Source organism: Streptococcus sp. KHUD_010, assembly GCF_040207525.1.
Classification (GTDB): domain Bacteria; phylum Bacillota; class Bacilli; order Lactobacillales; family Streptococcaceae; genus Streptococcus; species Streptococcus hominis.
Window position 1 is genome coordinate 351,169 of record NZ_CP157941.1, and the last position, 14,673, is coordinate 365,841.

The window sequence follows — 14,673 nt, forward strand, 5'->3', positions numbered from 1 at the left end:
TTGTATCAGTTGACAAAAACTTTCCTTCTTGGTAGAATAAGAATGTCGTTAAAGACAAATAACTTTTTCTTGGTATTAGGTGGGCCAAGCCTAACACTCGGATGAAGCGTAAAGAAAAGGAGTCTATCATGGCAATCTCAAAAGAGAAAAAAAATGAAATTATTGCACAATATGCACGTCACGAAGGTGACACAGGTTCAGTTGAAGTACAAGTAGCTGTTCTTACTTGGGAAATTAACCACCTCAATGAACACATCAAGGTACACAAAAAAGACCACGCTACTTACCGTGGATTGATGAAAAAAATCGGTCGTCGTCGTAACCTTCTTGCATACTTGCGTAAGAACGATGTTAACCGTTACCGTGAATTGATCAACTCACTCGGACTTCGTCGTTAATTCAATTAAAAGTCTCTCATAAAAATGAGAGCTTTTTTTCTACCATTGAAAATAGAAATGTGGTAGAGTAAGCATATCCCTTGACTGTTGTAACAGCTATTGATACAATGTATTTATAAAAATAATTACAAATGTAATTGAATAATAAAAAGGAGAATGACCATGATTGAAATCACTTATTTGGATGCCAGTAAGCAAGAGAGGGTTATAACGTTTGAAAGCTATCAAGAATTTGAGCAATCGCAGCAAGCCTGCTTGATCAATGTAGCAGATTATTATCCGGTTCAAAAGCTGCTTGTTAATGGACACGAATTGGATTACCAAGGGACTTACGGCGATGTTTTCTTTTATCTAATGAAGCAAGATTTAAATCAATACAAATAAAAGTGAGGTAAAATGATGACAAAAGCTATTACTGATGCAACGTTTGAAGCAGAAACAAAGGACGGTCTTGTTCTTATTGACTTTTGGGCAACTTGGTGTGGACCTTGTCGCATGCAAGCTCCTATTTTGGAAAAACTTTCCGCAGAAATTCCAGAAGATGAATTGAAAATTGTGAAGATAGACGTTGATGAAAATCCAACAACTGCACGGCAATTCGGCATTATGAGTATTCCGACTCTCTTATTTAAAAAGAACGGTCAAGTTGTAAAACAAGTTGCTGGGGTACATACAGCAGCACAAATCAAGCAAATTGTGGCAGAATTAGGATAAATATAAAGAGTTTGAAACAAAAAATTTTGTTGTGAGAAATCCTTTGTTATTAAATGATCTGAATTGAAAAAATAAATAAAAAAGCGAGCAAGGTAGAGTCCTGATTAACAGAAAACTAAATTTTGTTCGCTTTTTATATTTGAGACTGGATTTTTGTTCCAGATTCTTTTTGAGCTATTGTCACTCTCCCAATTCTTTGCTATATTCAATAATCTGATCAACTGTGTCTGACAGGAATTGAATCGTATCACGAAGTGGTTTATCGGTAGAGATATCCGCACCAATGATGCGAGCTGATTCAAGAGGCGTTTTGCTTCCGCCAGATTTGAGGAAGTTGAGCCAATCGCGAGCGCCATTTTTGTCATTTTTCAAATGAAGATAGCCAGCAGTCGAGATGACGAGACCTGCGGAATAGGTATAACTATATAGTCCCATGTAATAATGACTTTGCCGCATCCAAGTGAGTGCAGCATTGTCATCAATTTCCACCGCATCACCCCAGAATTCGGTCAGAACCTCTTTCATGATACTGTTCAGTTTAGCAGCACCAAAAGTTTCACCGGCTTCAATCAGATTGTAAACACGGCGTTGGAAAGCTGCTTCTAGGAGGTGAGTAATGAAGTTATGGAAGTAAGTGTCGGTTAGACGGTGAGCCAAAGCAAAGCGTTTTTGACGTGGATTATCAAATTGATGCTCTAAATAGTCACTAAGCAGCAGCTCATTAAAAGTAGAAGGAGCTTCTACATAATAAGTTGACATGTGGGTATTAAAGTAGCTTTGGCTGTTGTCTGAGAAGATAAATTGACCAGAGTGACCAATTTCATGAATCAGAGTATATACATCGCTCATACGACCCGTCCAGCTCATGAGCACATAAGGGTGCACACGATAAGGGTCAGTTGCATAGCCTCCGGAGTCCTTACCGGCATTAGCTGCAAAATCCACCCAACGTTCTTTTTGATAATTGGCAATTTCGCGCGTGTATTCTTCTCCAAGCGGAGCAACGGATTTCATCACTAAGTCGTAAGCGTCATCAATAGTGACATCAGGATTGAGTGCGCTGTCCAAGTCCAATTTCCAATCTGCAAAGGTCATTTTTTCAAGACCGTTGATTTTAGCAACGTGTTTGAGGAACTTTTGTGCAACAGGTGCAAATTCAGTCATGATGAGGTCAATCTGCCGGTCAAACATAGAACGGTCTACCTCTTGCTCAGCCAAAAGATAGTCAAAGACAGAGTCATATCCCCGCATATCAGCAATCAGTTTTTCAGATTTTACTTGAGCCAGATAAGCTGCAGCAGCGGTATGCTGATGTTTACGAAGTCCAGCTGAGAAAGAACGGAAAGACTTTTCACGGACTTGAGCATTTTCGTGATTTTGGTAGAAATTTTCGTAGCTGATAAAGCTATTCTTATAAACTTTTCCGTCTACTTCAAAATCTTCCATGGCAAAATCACCTGCCCTCATTTTGGTGTAAATGTCTTGTGGGCTGTAAAAAACTTCACTAAGATTTGTCAGAGCCTTTTCGACATCAGCACCTAAATAGTGAGCTTTTTGAATTTTTGCTTGACGAATTGCAGCAGTCAAATGTGGTAGTTGTCCGAGACGGTCGAGTACTTTTTCATCGGCATTTACCAAAGCTGCGTCAAAGAAGCTAAGCGCAACGCTGGCTTCTGTTTCAAAATCTGTACCAGCTTGCGCAATATGTGCAAAGCTTTCATCACCGTAATCCGTTGTTTGCGGCATAAAGCTGTAGTTGCCAATATGGCTTCTTTGGATGTAGATTTGCTCCAACTCAGCGAAGGCTTTTTCAAAATCCTCGAAAGTATGAAGGTTGTCCTTATAATCACGTGTGAACTGATTGATGTCCTCGCGTGTTTTTTCAATCGCACGCAAGAAATCCTCTCGGTCTTGATAGAGGGCTGTTAAGTCCCACAGTTCATTTTCTGGAAATTCAGAACGTTGTTTTTGTTCAACCATAAATCCATTTCTCCTTGTCATTAACTTTCTTCTAGTATAGCAGAAAAACGCAATAAATAGACAGCATTACAAAAATTATCGCTAAATTCTCAAAAATTCTTGGTAAAAAGCTGTTTTAAGGCTTTTTCTTTTAGTTGAAAATATGATAAAATAAGGTTTATACGTGCTTGATACAAAGATGAGGATTTAAAGGCTTATTGGAGACAATCCTTGTTTATTTCAAAAGTATAGCAGATGAACATTGTGAGCGTTTAACGAGATTTGCGACAGGAACTTGTTAAATCAATACTATTTGGCAAGAGGCTTTGACTTAGCAAGGCATTTAGCGATTAGTGTAAATGGATTAGGTACTAAGTACCAATCAATTTTAATGCTTTGTATCTTGATCTTTGTAGGCAAGACGTATAAAAAAATTAGAAATTGAGTATAAGCTCAACGAGGAATATATATGACAAAGCAAGTATTTAAAACTACTTTTGCTGGTAAAGACTTGGTAGTTGAAACAGGTCAAGTGGCAAAACAGGCAAACGGCAGCGTAGTGGTGCGCTATGGTGAAAGCACTGTTTTGACAGCAGCCGTCATGTCAAAGAAAATGGCGACTGGTGATTTTTTCCCACTTCAAGTCAATTATGAAGAAAAGATGTATGCAGCTGGAAAATACCCTGGTGGATTTAACAAGCGTGAAGGTCGTCCTTCAACGGATGCGACTTTGACAGCTCGCTTGATTGACCGTCCAATTCGTCCGATGTTTGCGGACGGTTTCCGCAATGAAGTGCAGGTTATCAATACGGTTCTTTCTTATGATGCGAATGCTTCAGCGCCTATGGCAGCCATGTTTGGTTCATCTCTTGCTTTGTCAATTTCAGACATTCCTTTTAACGGTCCAATTGCTGGAGTGCAGGTCGGCTATGTCAATGGAGAATTGGTTATCAATCCAAATCAAGAACAAAAAGAAGCTTCGTTATTGGAATTAACCGTTGCAGGAACCAAAGAAGCAATTAACATGGTTGAGTCTGGTGCCAAAGAATTGTCAGAAGAGCTGATGTTGGAAGCCCTTCTGAAAGGTCACGAAGCAGTTAAGGAATTGATTGCTTTCCAAGAAGAAATCGTGGCAGCAGTCGGAAAAGAAAAAGCAGAGGTTGAGCTTCTTCATGTGGATGAAGAATTGCAAACAGAAATTGTAGCAGGCTATAATGCTGACCTTCAAAAAGCCGTTCAGGTAGAAGAAAAATTAGCGCGTGAAGTCGCAACTCAAGCTGTTAAAGACGAAGTTATAGCCCTTTACGAAGAAAAATATGCTGACCATGAAGAATTTGACCGTATCATGCGTGATGTAGCTGAAATTTTAGAGCAAATGGAGCATGCAGAAGTACGTCGCTTGATTACCGAGGATAAAGTTCGTCCGGATGGTCGTAAGGTAGATGAAATTCGTCCATTGGATGCTGAAATTGACTACCTACCACGTGTGCATGGATCTGGTCTCTTTACTCGCGGTCAAACTCAAGCATTGTCAGTTTTAACGCTTGCGCCAATGGGGGAGACACAAATCGTTGACGGTTTGGATCCAGAATATAAGAAACGCTTTATGCACCACTACAACTTCCCACAATACTCCGTAGGAGAAACTGGTCGTTATGGTGCACCAGGTCGTCGTGAAATCGGTCATGGAGCCCTTGGCGAACGTGCGCTTGCGCAAGTATTACCAAGTTTGGAAGAGTTTCCTTATGCTATCCGCTTGGTAGCAGAAGTCCTCGAATCAAACGGTTCCTCTTCACAGGCCTCAATTTGTGCTGGGACGCTGGCGCTTATGGCTGGTGGGGTACCAATTAAGGCACCAGTAGCCGGAATTGCCATGGGGCTCATTTCTGATGGCAGCAATTATACAATTTTAACAGATATTCAAGGTCTGGAAGATCATTTTGGAGATATGGATTTTAAGGTGGCTGGTACACGTGAAGGGATTACTGCTCTTCAAATGGATATCAAGATTGAAGGAATTACCGCTGAAATCCTGCAAGAAGCGCTTGCACAGGCGAAAAAAGCTCGTTTTGAAATTTTGGATTTGATTGAGCGTACAATTCCAGCTCCTCGTCCAGAACTCGCTCCAACCGCTCCAAAAATCGATACAATCAAGATTGATGTTGATAAAATTAAGATTGTCATCGGTAAAGGCGGTGAAACGATTGACAAGATTATCGCAGAAACAGGTGTCAAGATTGATATTGACGAAGAAGGAAATGTTTCTATTTACTCTAGCGATCAAGATGCGATTAACCGTGCCAAAGAAATCATTACAGCGCTTGTGCGTGAAGCAAAAGTAGATGAAGTGTATCATGCAAAAGTTGTTCGGATTGAGAAATTCGGTGCTTTTGTCAATCTCTTTGACAAGACAGACGCCTTGGTGCACATCTCTGAAATGGCTTGGACGCGTACCAATAAGGTTGAAGATTTGGTGCAACTTGGTGATGAAGTAGATGTCAAAGTTATTAAGATTGATGAAAAAGGCCGTGTGGACGCTTCTATGAAAGCTCTTCTACCACGTCCTCCTAAAGAAGAGAAAGCAAAAAAACATCATCATAAAACACATAAAGAGTATAAAGCTGTTCAAGAAGAAAAGGCGCAAGACTAGACAGGTTGCTAAGTGTTTGCCTTCAGTCTAAAGCTAGAAAGGAGTCATCATGGGTTGGTGGAAAGAGACGATAGATATTGTGAAAGAAAATGATCCAGCAGCTCGCTCCTCACTTGAGGTGCTGTTGACTTATCCTGGGATTAAAGCTTTGGCTGCTCACCGACTTTCTCACTTTCTGTGGAATCATGGATGTAAACTTTTAGCTCGGATGCACAGTCAATTTTGGCGCTTTTGGACTCAGATTGAGATTCATCCGGGGGCACAGATTGCTTCAGGTGTCTTTATTGACCACGGAAGTGGCTTAGTGATTGGCGAGACGGCCATTGTAGAAAAAGGAGTGATGCTCTATCATGGTGTCACTCTTGGAGGAACAGGGAAAGATTGTGGGAAACGTCATCCGACGGTTCGTCAAGGTGCGCTTATTTCAGCTCATGCGCAGCTAATTGGTCCGATTGAAATTGGTGAAAATGCCAAAGTCGGAGCGGGTGCGGTTGTGGTAGCAGACGTGCCAAGTGATGTGACTGTTGTTGGGATTCCAGCTAAAATTGTCCGAGTTCACGGGCAAAAAGATGCTCCAACGATCAAGAATTTAGAAGAAATCCGCGAAGAAAGTTATTATTCGTCTAAGTTGTAGATACTATTCTCAAAAATAGCACTTGAACCAAAAGTTAGTTTCCACTTAACAGAAAGAATGAAGTTAGAATATGATCAAAATTTATGATACTATGACCCGCAGTCTGCGTAAATTTGTCCCTCTGGAAGAGGGCAAGGTCAGGATGTATGTCTGCGGGCCGACCGTTTATAACTATATCCATGTCGGCAATGCTCGCTCAACAGTAGCCTTTGACACCATTCGGCGCTATTTTGAGTACCGTGGGTATGGGGTGGTTTATATATCCAATTTCACCGATGTGGATGATAAAATTATCAATCGAGCTAAAGAAGAGGGGATCACACCTCAGGAAGTGGCAGACAAGTACATTGCTGCTTTTCGGGAAGATGTGACGGCGCTGGGGGTTCAACCAGCGACCCGGCACCCGCGCGTAGTGGATTATATGACGGACATCATTGATTTTGTACAAGTCTTGGTGGATAAAGGATTTGCCTATGAGTCAGAAGGGGATGTTTACTTTCGGGTTGAAAAGTCCCCTAATTACGCTAAGTTAGCCAATAAAACCCTAGCAGACTTAGAGCTTGGAGCTTCTGGTCGGACAGATGAAGAAACGGCCCGCAAGGAAAATCCTGTTGACTTTGCTCTTTGGAAGGCTGCTAAGCCCGGTGAAATCTTCTGGGATAGCCCTTGGGGACCTGGTCGTCCAGGCTGGCATATCGAATGTTCCGTCATGGCGACAGAAATTCTGGGAGATACGATTGATATTCATGGCGGTGGAGCTGATTTAGAATTTCCGCACCATACTAATGAAATCGCTCAATCAGAAGCTAAAACTGGAAAGACTTTTGCCAACTACTGGATGCACAATGGCTTTGTCAATATTGATGATGTCAAGATGTCTAAGTCTCTAGGTAACTTTATAACGGTTCACGATGCCCTTAAAACCATTGACGGACAAGTCTTGCGTTTCTTTTTTGCGACTCAGCACTACCGCAAGCCTATCAATTTTACAGAAAAAGCCGTTCACGATGCGGAAGTGAATCTGAAATATCTGAAAAATACTTACGAGCAACCCTTTATGGGAACGGTTGACCTGACAGAATTGCAGACTTTTCTGGATAAATTCACCACTGCTATGGATGAAGATTTCAATGCAGCAAATGGTATTACAGTCGTTTTCGAACTAGCTAAGTGGATTAATTCCGGTCACTACAATCAAGAGGTGAAAAGTGCTTTTGCTGAGCTTCTGCAAGTTTTTGGTATTGTCTTTACAGCAGAAGTACTGGATGCGGATATTGAAGCCTTGATTGAGCAGCGCCAAGCTGCGCGTGTTGCCAAGGACTTTGCAACAGCTGATAAAATCCGTGATGAATTGGCAGCTAAAGGGATTAAGCTTTTAGATACCAAGGACGGAGTGAGGTGGATGCGTGATTGATGTCAATCTCATAAATGGTATTGCCTTGGCTTTTGAAGGCGATGCTATCTACTCAACTTATGTCCGCCGTCACTTGATTTTTCAAGGATTAACAAAGCCGAACCAGCTACACAGAGAAGCAACTAAGTATGTGTCAGCTCGCGCGCAAGCTAACCTCATTTCTCAAATGTTGGAAGAAAAAATTCTGACCGAAAAGGAAGAAGATATTTACAAGCGTGGACGCAATGCCAATAGCCATACAAAAGCTAAAAATGCTGATATTGTGACCTATCGCATGTCGACAGGTTTTGAAGCCGTTCTGGGATATTTGCACATGACCGATCAAATCAAGCGTTTAGAAGAGCTGATTGATTGGTGTATTGTGAGAGTGGAGGGCGCACAGCATGATAAAAACTGATTTTTTAAAATGGTTCCCTCAAGGGAGGCTTCAATCCAATCCAAATGCAAACGAAAATGAAGTGGCAATTCCCATTTCAAGTAATCAATGGTTGTTATTGAAGAAGAGCAGTTTGACGCAGCGAGAGCAAGAGCTTATTTCTTTACTGCTTGAGAAAGAGTCTGCATTTGATGGTGGACCTTGGTATGATTATTTGGTTCATAATCGTGGCAAAATGCCACAAAACGTTCAAAAGATACAGTTTGTTCATTGTCATTTATTCCATTATGAAAATGAAACGATTGGATCTTGGTTGGAAATGATGCGAACCATACTGCCCAATAGAATAGCAGATTTTCAGCTATCCTCTCAGGATTACATCTTTGTGCTGGATCAAACGCGGTTAGTTCCTGTAAAAGATGTGCTTCGTGATACTTTATCGGCTATCGAATATGACTTTAGCTTAACTCTGACGATTCAAATCGGGCAAATTTGGCCTCTAATTTTTGAAGAAAGTTATTCAGAACTTTTTCAAGCGGAACATACTCTTTTCGTCAAATGGTGGAAGCAGGTTCAACATTCCAATGTGTATTCTTTTTCTCAACTCTTTTTGTGGGGGATTGGTCAAAAGGATTTCATATTGCCAATTTTAACGAAAAAACTTCATCAATTGATTGAAAGTCAAGATCAGCTCGTTGATATTATTGCAGCTTTGTGGGAAAACACGGCAGTTGTGACAAAAGCTGCCCAGCAGTTGTATATTCATCGGAACACTTTACAGTATCATATTGATAAATGGGAAGAATTGACGGGTTTACAGCTAAAAGACCTGACAGATTTGACCTTGTGTTACCATATTGTCATCAATGATTTAGTGTAATGTTTTGTGCATCCTGCACAAAACATTTTTTTTATTTTGTTCACTTTGCCATAGTATGATGAAGCGTTTTCATATATAATAAAATCATAATATCAAAGGAGTTCCATTTTATGGTAGAATTAAATTTAAAAAACATTTACAAAAAATATCCAAACAGTGAACACTACTCTGTAGAAGACTTCAACTTGGATATTAAAGATAAAGAATTTATCGTTTTCGTGGGACCTTCAGGATGTGGGAAATCTACTACACTTCGTATGATTGCTGGTCTTGAAGACATCACAGAAGGTGAATGTTCAATTGACGGGCGCGTGGTGAACGATGTAGCACCAAAAGATCGTGATATTGCTATGGTTTTCCAAAACTATGCTTTGTATCCACACATGACCGTGCATGACAATATGGCTTTTGGTTTGAAACTTCGTAAATACAGCAAGGATGATATTGAAAAACGTGTAAATGAAGCAGCAGAGATTCTTGGCTTGAAAGAATTCTTGGATCGTAAACCAGCTGACCTTTCAGGTGGTCAACGTCAACGTGTAGCCATGGGACGTGCTATTGTCCGTGATGCAAAAGTGTTCCTTATGGACGAACCACTTTCTAACTTGGATGCGAAATTGCGGGTATCCATGCGTGCAGAAATCGCTAAAATTCACCGTCGTATCGGAGCAACAACTATCTATGTTACTCACGACCAAACAGAAGCGATGACCTTGGCTGACCGTATCGTTATCATGTCTGCAACGAAAAACCCTTCAGGAACGGGTACAATCGGACGTGTAGAACAAATCGGTACCCCACAAGAAGTTTACAAAAAACCAGTTAATAAATTTGTTGCAGGCTTTATCGGAAGCCCAGCGATGAACTTCATCAATGTAACTTTGAAAGGTGATGAAATTGTCGCACAAGACCTTTCTTTGAAAGTACCAGAAGGTGCCTTGAAGGTACTTCGTGAAAAAGGCTATGAAGGCAAGAAACTCATTTTTGGTATTCGTCCAGAAGACATCAATACAGAAGCTGCTTTCCTTGAAACATTCCCAGACTCAGTAGTTCATGCTAAAATCTCTGTATCTGAATTGCTTGGCTCTGAATCTCATTTGTATTGCCAAGTAGCTGACAATGAATTTATTGCTAAAGTAGATGCTCGTGATTACCTCAAAGCTGGAGCAGGTATTGACCTTGGCTTTGACTTGAACAAAGCACACTTCTTTGATCCAGAAACAGAAAAGACAGTTTACTAATTTACAACGCCTCTAGAATAAATTAATAAGAAAATGCAGGATGCCTTGTTTTATGCAAGACTCCTGCATTTTTATATAGGAGAAAATTTGGATTTAACTGTAAAGTGATTTATAAATAAGAAGAAGCTTTTTAGATTTTGAAAAAATTAACCAAGCAAGTTATATTTTTAGTCAATATTTATAAAATAAAGTGAGGCTGGGACAAAAGTCCTTAACCTCGTCAGATTTTTATGAGTTTCTTGCAAGTCGCAGTGGTTGAGTGGGTTCTATGCGGTTGATAAATCAACCTTTACAGTCCTACTCAACTGTGCGGGGGTGGGACGACAAAATCAAATTTCTTCGGAATTACCGATTTTTCTCCCACTCCCATTTTACTTTGTATTTATAGAATAATTTGTTTGGTGTTAAAATGTTGCATAATATGATGAGAAGCTTTTTATGTATAAGTGGCTTCTTAAAATGCTAAAAATTTGATTTGTATGGCTATTTGTATTACAATAGATATACAAGGAAGAGATGAGGTGAATATTATGTCAACAATTGCTGTTCGTGTAGATGATAAATTAAAAGCAGAAGCAGCTGAATTATTTGATTCATTGGGAATCGATATGAGTACAGCAGTTAAGATGTTTCTTATTCAATCTGTTCAAACTAGGAGTATTCCTTTTGCGGTGAAGCAAAATATAAGTGATAAAGAATTTCAGGCAATGATTGATAAAAAGATTCCTAGTGTAAAGGTAAGTGCTACTGATAAGGAAAGTTTAGCAGCATTTTTCGGTGATGAAGATTTTCCAGAATATGAGGATGTATTTAATGACTGATGTTGAGGTCTATTCGGTTTTGGTAACACGGATAGAATATAGTGATAAAACAGGATCGAAAATTCATCCGGCGGTAGTTGTGAAAATCGGTGATGAAATAATACGTACTTTTCGGATTACAAGTAAATATGAAACGAAATCTGATTATATTAAGTCACAATATTTAGAAATTATTGATTGGTTCAAAGCTGGGTTGAAAAATCCTTCTTGGATTGATATGGTTCAGTTGTACGATATTGAAAAAGACGGTTTTCAAATTAAGGTGATTGGCAGATTGAGTAATCGTGACATTAGTCGTTTAAAAGAATACATAAGAAGTAAAGAGTTTTAATGTTTTTATAAAAAGATTAATTTAGAAAGTAAAGTGGTGTAAAATAATAAATTTACAGAATATAGATTGGAAGCAAACATGAATTATGTAATTAGAGAAGTAAGACAGAATGAAATCAATTTATTGGCTACTTTTCTATATGAGGCTATTTTTATTCCTGAAGGAGTACAAGCTCCGTCCAAAGATATTATAGAATATCCCGATTTACAGATATATGTTGCTGATTTTGGTAAGAAAAAAGATGATGTATGTTATGTTGCAGAAGTTGATGGAAGGGTAGTAGGAGCAGTATGGACTCGTATCATTAATGATTATGGTCATGTTGATGACACAACACCATCTCTTTCTATCTCTCTTCTCAAGGAATATAGAAATTTGGGCATTGGAACAGAACTTATGAAACAAATTCTATTGACTTTGAAAGAGCGGGAATATAAGCAAGTTTCATTATCGGTTCAAAAGATAAACTATGCAGTGAATATGTATGAAAAAATAGGTTTTGAAGTTGCTCGTGAAAATGAAGATGACTATATCATGATTTGTAAACTTTAGTTTCTGGCAATGTGAGGTTTGTATTAACTGTTTTATGAAAAATGTGGATTTACTCGTTCTCATATCATAGAAAAATTTTTCGTTGACAATTACAATCATCCGATATATGAGTGCGGAGTACAGTTAGTGGATACGGTGTATTTGCAAAGAACTTTATAAATTGGAAAGTTAAGTAAAGATATAAATATGAGATATTTGTTGTTATTTATTATGACAGAGTCTTGTAGTAGGAGCTATTCTTATGGAAGAAAAAGTATTTAGTAAAAAAATTTAGGGAACTATATAGCAGTTTACACAATCGCAAAGTATAGTTGTCAAATTTACAAAAATCTTGTTTTAAATACTACATATTGTGATTAGTGTAAACTGCTATATAATTCCCCTAAAAAATATAAAGAATTAAGAAAAACGGAGAGTGGACTGATGATGTCCTTTTTTTATTTCAGATGTGAAAACTATCGGTTTAGAGAATTGTTTTGATATTGTTAAAAATCCGTGATATACTAAAGCTATGGAAAATAACGATATTGTCTACGGTGTACATGCTGTGATGGAAGCTCTCATGGCCAATACTGGGAATAAACTCTATATTCAAGATGACCTACGTGGGAAAAATGTTGCTAATATGAAAGATTTGGCAGCAGAAAAAAAGGTTTCTATTTCTTGGACAAGCAAAAAAACACTGCAAGAAATGACAGACGGTGCCGTTCATCAAGGTTTTGTCTTGCGTGTTTCAGAATTTGCCTATACAGACTTTGAAGCGATGTTGAAAATGGCGGAGCGAGAAGAGAATCCTCTGCTGCTCATTTTAGATGGTCTAACAGACCCACATAATTTGGGCTCGATTCTACGGACAGCTGACGCGACAAATGTTACAGGCATCATTATTCCTAAGCATCGGGCGGTTGGTGTTACGCCGGTCGTCGCAAAGACCTCTACTGGTGCGGTGGAGCATATTCCCATTGCTCGTGTGACCAATCTCAGCCAAGCTCTGGATAAACTAAAACATGCAGGTTTTTGGATTTTTGGCACAGATATGAATGGCACCCCTTCGACTAAGTGGAATACGGCAGGTAAACTGGCTCTGATTATCGGCAATGAAGGCAAGGGCATTTCTGCTAATATTAAAAAGCAAGTTGATGAAATGATTACCATTCCTATGAATGGACATGTGCAGAGCCTTAACGCTAGTGTGGCGGCGGCTATTCTCATGTATGAAGTATTTAGAAATCGTCTATGAAACGGAAAATTTTATTAGTAGATGGCTACAATATGGTAGCATTTTGGCAGGAGACTCGTTCTCTCTTTAACAAAGGGGGATTAGATGCAGCACGAACTATTCTGCTCAATAGACTCAGTAATTACGCCAGTTTTGAAAAGCTAGAAATTATCTGTGTGTTTGATGCGCAGTATATGCCGGGAGTTCGCCAGACTTATGATGAATTCAATGTTATGGTTGTGTTCACTGAGGAAGAAGAAACAGCAGACGATTACATTGAGCGTTTGGCAGCTGAACTCAACAACCCTATAAATCAAGTATCTGTGGCAACGAGCGACTTAAATAAGCAATGGACTGTCTTCGCATAAAGGGCTTTACGTGTATCGGCTCGTGAACTAGAAAAGTGAGTAGCTGCTACAAAGTCGGATCTGAATCAAATGAGCCAACAGCTTCAAATGGGAAAACCACCTTTGCGTCCTATGGACAATCCAACCTTGCGCGATTTACAGAAAATGATGGAGAAAAAGAAAGATGACTTTTAAAATTTTAACGGATTCAACCGCAGACCTTCCAGAAAGCTGGGCTTTGGGAAATGATGTTCAAATCCTTGGTTTGACTATTCAGTTGGACGGAATAACTTATGAAACAGTCGGAGAGAAGAAGCTAACGAGTGAACAGCTCCTCTCTAAAATGGAAGCAGGGAGTCAACCAACAACCAGCCAAATCAATGTCGGTCAGTTTGAAGATATATTTCGTGGTTACGCTGAAATCGGTATGCCAGTTCTTTATATTGCGTTTGCTTCAGTCTTGTCAGGAACTTATCAGAGTGCGGTTATGGCACGGGATATGGTTTTGGAAGATTTTCCAGAAGCGGTTATCCGGATTATTGATACCAAGGCGGCATCTATGGGAGAAGGTATTCTGGTGATGAAAGCGGTGGAAGCGAAAGCTGCCGGTCAAAGTTTGGAACAAGTAGTAGCCTTAATAAAATCTTTAGTGCCAAAAGTGAAAACGTATTTTCTAGTAGATGACCTAAATCACCTCATGCGGGGCGGACGAATTTCAAAGACCGCAGCTCTTATGGGAAGTTTAGTCAATATTAAGCCAGTCATTGCAGTTAAGGGAGATGGAAGGCTGGATTCTGTAGCTAAAGTCCGTGGGAAGAAAAAGGCCCATGCTGAGGTGGTGCGCATGACCTTGGAAGATATTGCCGATCCGCGCGTGGTGATTGCTTATGCTGGAGCAGACAGCCAAGAGGTGGCTCAAGTCTTAAAAGAGCAACTTCTTATGTCAGAGCAAGTCAATGAAGTTTTAATTTTACCATTAGGACCAGTCATTTCCACTCACACGGGTCCTGGAACTTTGGGACTATTCAGTATTGCCCATGAAAATCAAGATTAAGCAAAATGAAACCGTTCTTTCATAAATAATTTATCAAATATATTGACTTTTACCCCTAAAATTTGGTATGATAGTAAACGGTA

At 39.5% G+C, this 14,673-nt stretch carries 15 protein-coding genes and 2 pseudogenes; 16 read left to right on the plus strand and 1 reads right to left on the minus strand.

What is annotated here, in order from left to right:
- Positions 1-128: 128 nt before the first annotated feature.
- From rpsO to trxA, 3 genes are all read left to right on the plus strand, one after another.
- Positions 129-398 (plus strand): 30S ribosomal protein S15, encoded by a 270-nt coding sequence (gene rpsO / locus ABKA15_RS01745; RefSeq protein ID WP_003026255.1) that lies wholly within the window; start codon positions 129-131, stop codon positions 396-398.
- 162 nt (positions 399-560) lie between these two features.
- Positions 561-782, plus strand: a complete 222-nt coding sequence (locus tag ABKA15_RS01750) for a DUF4649 family protein (protein WP_003026254.1) — start codon at positions 561-563, stop codon at positions 780-782.
- A gap of 15 nt (positions 783-797) precedes the next feature.
- Positions 798-1,112, plus strand: coding sequence for a thioredoxin (gene trxA, locus ABKA15_RS01755; protein WP_049514583.1), 315 nt, complete (start codon positions 798-800; stop codon positions 1,110-1,112).
- A 180-nt stretch (positions 1,113-1,292) separates the two neighbouring features.
- Here the strand turns inward: trxA and pepF are convergent, their stop codons facing one another.
- Positions 1,293-3,092, minus strand: a complete 1,800-nt coding sequence (gene pepF / locus ABKA15_RS01760; protein ID WP_049514578.1) for an oligoendopeptidase F — start codon at positions 3,090-3,092, stop codon at positions 1,293-1,295.
- 448 nt (positions 3,093-3,540) lie between these two features.
- On the opposite strand from pepF, the gene pnp reads away from it, so the two are divergent.
- The 13 genes and pseudogenes from pnp to ABKA15_RS01825 all read left to right on the plus strand — a co-directional run bounded on the left by pnp (position 3,541) and on the right by ABKA15_RS01825 (position 14,590).
- Positions 3,541-5,721, plus strand: coding sequence for a polyribonucleotide nucleotidyltransferase (pnp, locus tag ABKA15_RS01765; RefSeq protein WP_049514577.1), 2,181 nt, complete (start codon positions 3,541-3,543; stop codon positions 5,719-5,721).
- A 49-nt stretch (positions 5,722-5,770) separates the two neighbouring features.
- A complete protein-coding gene (gene cysE, locus ABKA15_RS01770) occupies positions 5,771-6,355 on the plus strand; it encodes a serine O-acetyltransferase (RefSeq protein ID WP_049514575.1) in 585 nt (194 codons plus the stop codon).
- Positions 6,356-6,425: 70 nt separating this feature from the next.
- Entirely contained in the window at positions 6,426-7,769 is a 1,344-nt protein-coding gene (cysS, locus tag ABKA15_RS01775; RefSeq protein WP_049514573.1) for a cysteine--tRNA ligase, read from the plus strand.
- Positions 7,762-8,166: a Mini-ribonuclease 3 gene (locus tag ABKA15_RS01780; RefSeq protein WP_049514571.1), complete on the plus strand. Its 405-nt coding sequence runs from the start codon at positions 7,762-7,764 to the stop codon at positions 8,164-8,166. Before cysS ends, ABKA15_RS01780 begins: the two co-directional genes overlap by 8 nt.
- Positions 8,153-9,025 carry a helix-turn-helix domain-containing protein gene (locus tag ABKA15_RS01785; RefSeq protein WP_049514570.1) on the plus strand — a complete coding sequence of 291 codons (873 nt, stop codon included), beginning with the start codon at positions 8,153-8,155 and terminating at the stop codon, positions 9,023-9,025. Before ABKA15_RS01780 ends, ABKA15_RS01785 begins: the two co-directional genes overlap by 14 nt.
- Before the next feature lie 110 nt (positions 9,026-9,135).
- A complete protein-coding gene (gene ugpC / locus ABKA15_RS01790) occupies positions 9,136-10,266 on the plus strand; it encodes a sn-glycerol-3-phosphate ABC transporter ATP-binding protein UgpC (RefSeq protein WP_049514568.1) in 1,131 nt (376 codons plus the stop codon).
- A gap of 530 nt (positions 10,267-10,796) precedes the next feature.
- Positions 10,797-11,087, plus strand: coding sequence for a type II toxin-antitoxin system RelB/DinJ family antitoxin (locus tag ABKA15_RS01795; protein ID WP_049514236.1), 291 nt, complete (start codon positions 10,797-10,799; stop codon positions 11,085-11,087).
- Positions 11,080-11,418, plus strand: a complete 339-nt coding sequence (locus ABKA15_RS01800) for a type II toxin-antitoxin system PemK/MazF family toxin (protein ID WP_049514234.1) — start codon at positions 11,080-11,082, stop codon at positions 11,416-11,418. Before ABKA15_RS01795 ends, ABKA15_RS01800 begins: the two co-directional genes overlap by 8 nt.
- A 78-nt stretch (positions 11,419-11,496) precedes the next feature.
- Positions 11,497-11,970, plus strand: a complete 474-nt coding sequence (locus ABKA15_RS01805; protein ID WP_049514230.1) for a GNAT family N-acetyltransferase — start codon at positions 11,497-11,499, stop codon at positions 11,968-11,970.
- Between the two features lie 30 nt (positions 11,971-12,000).
- A pseudogene (locus ABKA15_RS01810) lies at positions 12,001-12,129 on the plus strand (GNAT family N-acetyltransferase); the annotation flags it as partial.
- Between the two features lie 352 nt (positions 12,130-12,481).
- Positions 12,482-13,210 carry a 23S rRNA (guanosine(2251)-2'-O)-methyltransferase RlmB gene (gene rlmB, locus ABKA15_RS01815; RefSeq protein WP_049514227.1) on the plus strand — a complete coding sequence of 243 codons (729 nt, stop codon included), beginning with the start codon at positions 12,482-12,484 and terminating at the stop codon, positions 13,208-13,210.
- Positions 13,207-13,731: pseudogene (locus ABKA15_RS01820) on the plus strand (NYN domain-containing protein). The gene rlmB and the pseudogene ABKA15_RS01820 overlap by 4 nt, the downstream one beginning before the upstream one ends.
- A complete protein-coding gene (locus ABKA15_RS01825) occupies positions 13,721-14,590 on the plus strand; it encodes a DegV family protein (protein WP_049514224.1) in 870 nt (289 codons plus the stop codon). Before ABKA15_RS01820 ends, ABKA15_RS01825 begins: the two are co-directional and overlap by 11 nt.
- The last annotated feature ends 83 nt before the right edge of the window (positions 14,591-14,673 follow it).

Coding starts and splice junctions, on each gene's coding strand:
- ABKA15_RS01750 (WP_003026254.1), top strand. CDS start 561: ATGATTGAAATCACTTATTTGGATGCCAGTAAGCAAGAGAGGGTTATA.
- ABKA15_RS01800 (WP_049514234.1), top strand. CDS start 11,080: ATGACTGATGTTGAGGTCTATTCGGTTTTGGTAACACGGATAGAATAT.
- cysE (WP_049514575.1), top strand. CDS start 5,771: ATGGGTTGGTGGAAAGAGACGATAGATATTGTGAAAGAAAATGATCCA.
- rpsO (WP_003026255.1), top strand. CDS start 129: ATGGCAATCTCAAAAGAGAAAAAAAATGAAATTATTGCACAATATGCA.
- rlmB (WP_049514227.1), top strand. CDS start 12,482: ATGGAAAATAACGATATTGTCTACGGTGTACATGCTGTGATGGAAGCT.
- cysS (WP_049514573.1), top strand. CDS start 6,426: ATGATCAAAATTTATGATACTATGACCCGCAGTCTGCGTAAATTTGTC.
- ABKA15_RS01805 (WP_049514230.1), top strand. CDS start 11,497: ATGAATTATGTAATTAGAGAAGTAAGACAGAATGAAATCAATTTATTG.
- ugpC (WP_049514568.1), top strand. CDS start 9,136: ATGGTAGAATTAAATTTAAAAAACATTTACAAAAAATATCCAAACAGT.
- ABKA15_RS01785 (WP_049514570.1), top strand. CDS start 8,153: ATGATAAAAACTGATTTTTTAAAATGGTTCCCTCAAGGGAGGCTTCAA.
- pepF (WP_049514578.1), bottom strand. CDS start 3,092: ATGGTTGAACAAAAACAACGTTCTGAATTTCCAGAAAATGAACTGTGG.
- pnp (WP_049514577.1), top strand. CDS start 3,541: ATGACAAAGCAAGTATTTAAAACTACTTTTGCTGGTAAAGACTTGGTA.
- trxA (WP_049514583.1), top strand. CDS start 798: ATGACAAAAGCTATTACTGATGCAACGTTTGAAGCAGAAACAAAGGAC.
- ABKA15_RS01825 (WP_049514224.1), top strand. CDS start 13,721: ATGACTTTTAAAATTTTAACGGATTCAACCGCAGACCTTCCAGAAAGC.
- ABKA15_RS01795 (WP_049514236.1), top strand. CDS start 10,797: ATGTCAACAATTGCTGTTCGTGTAGATGATAAATTAAAAGCAGAAGCA.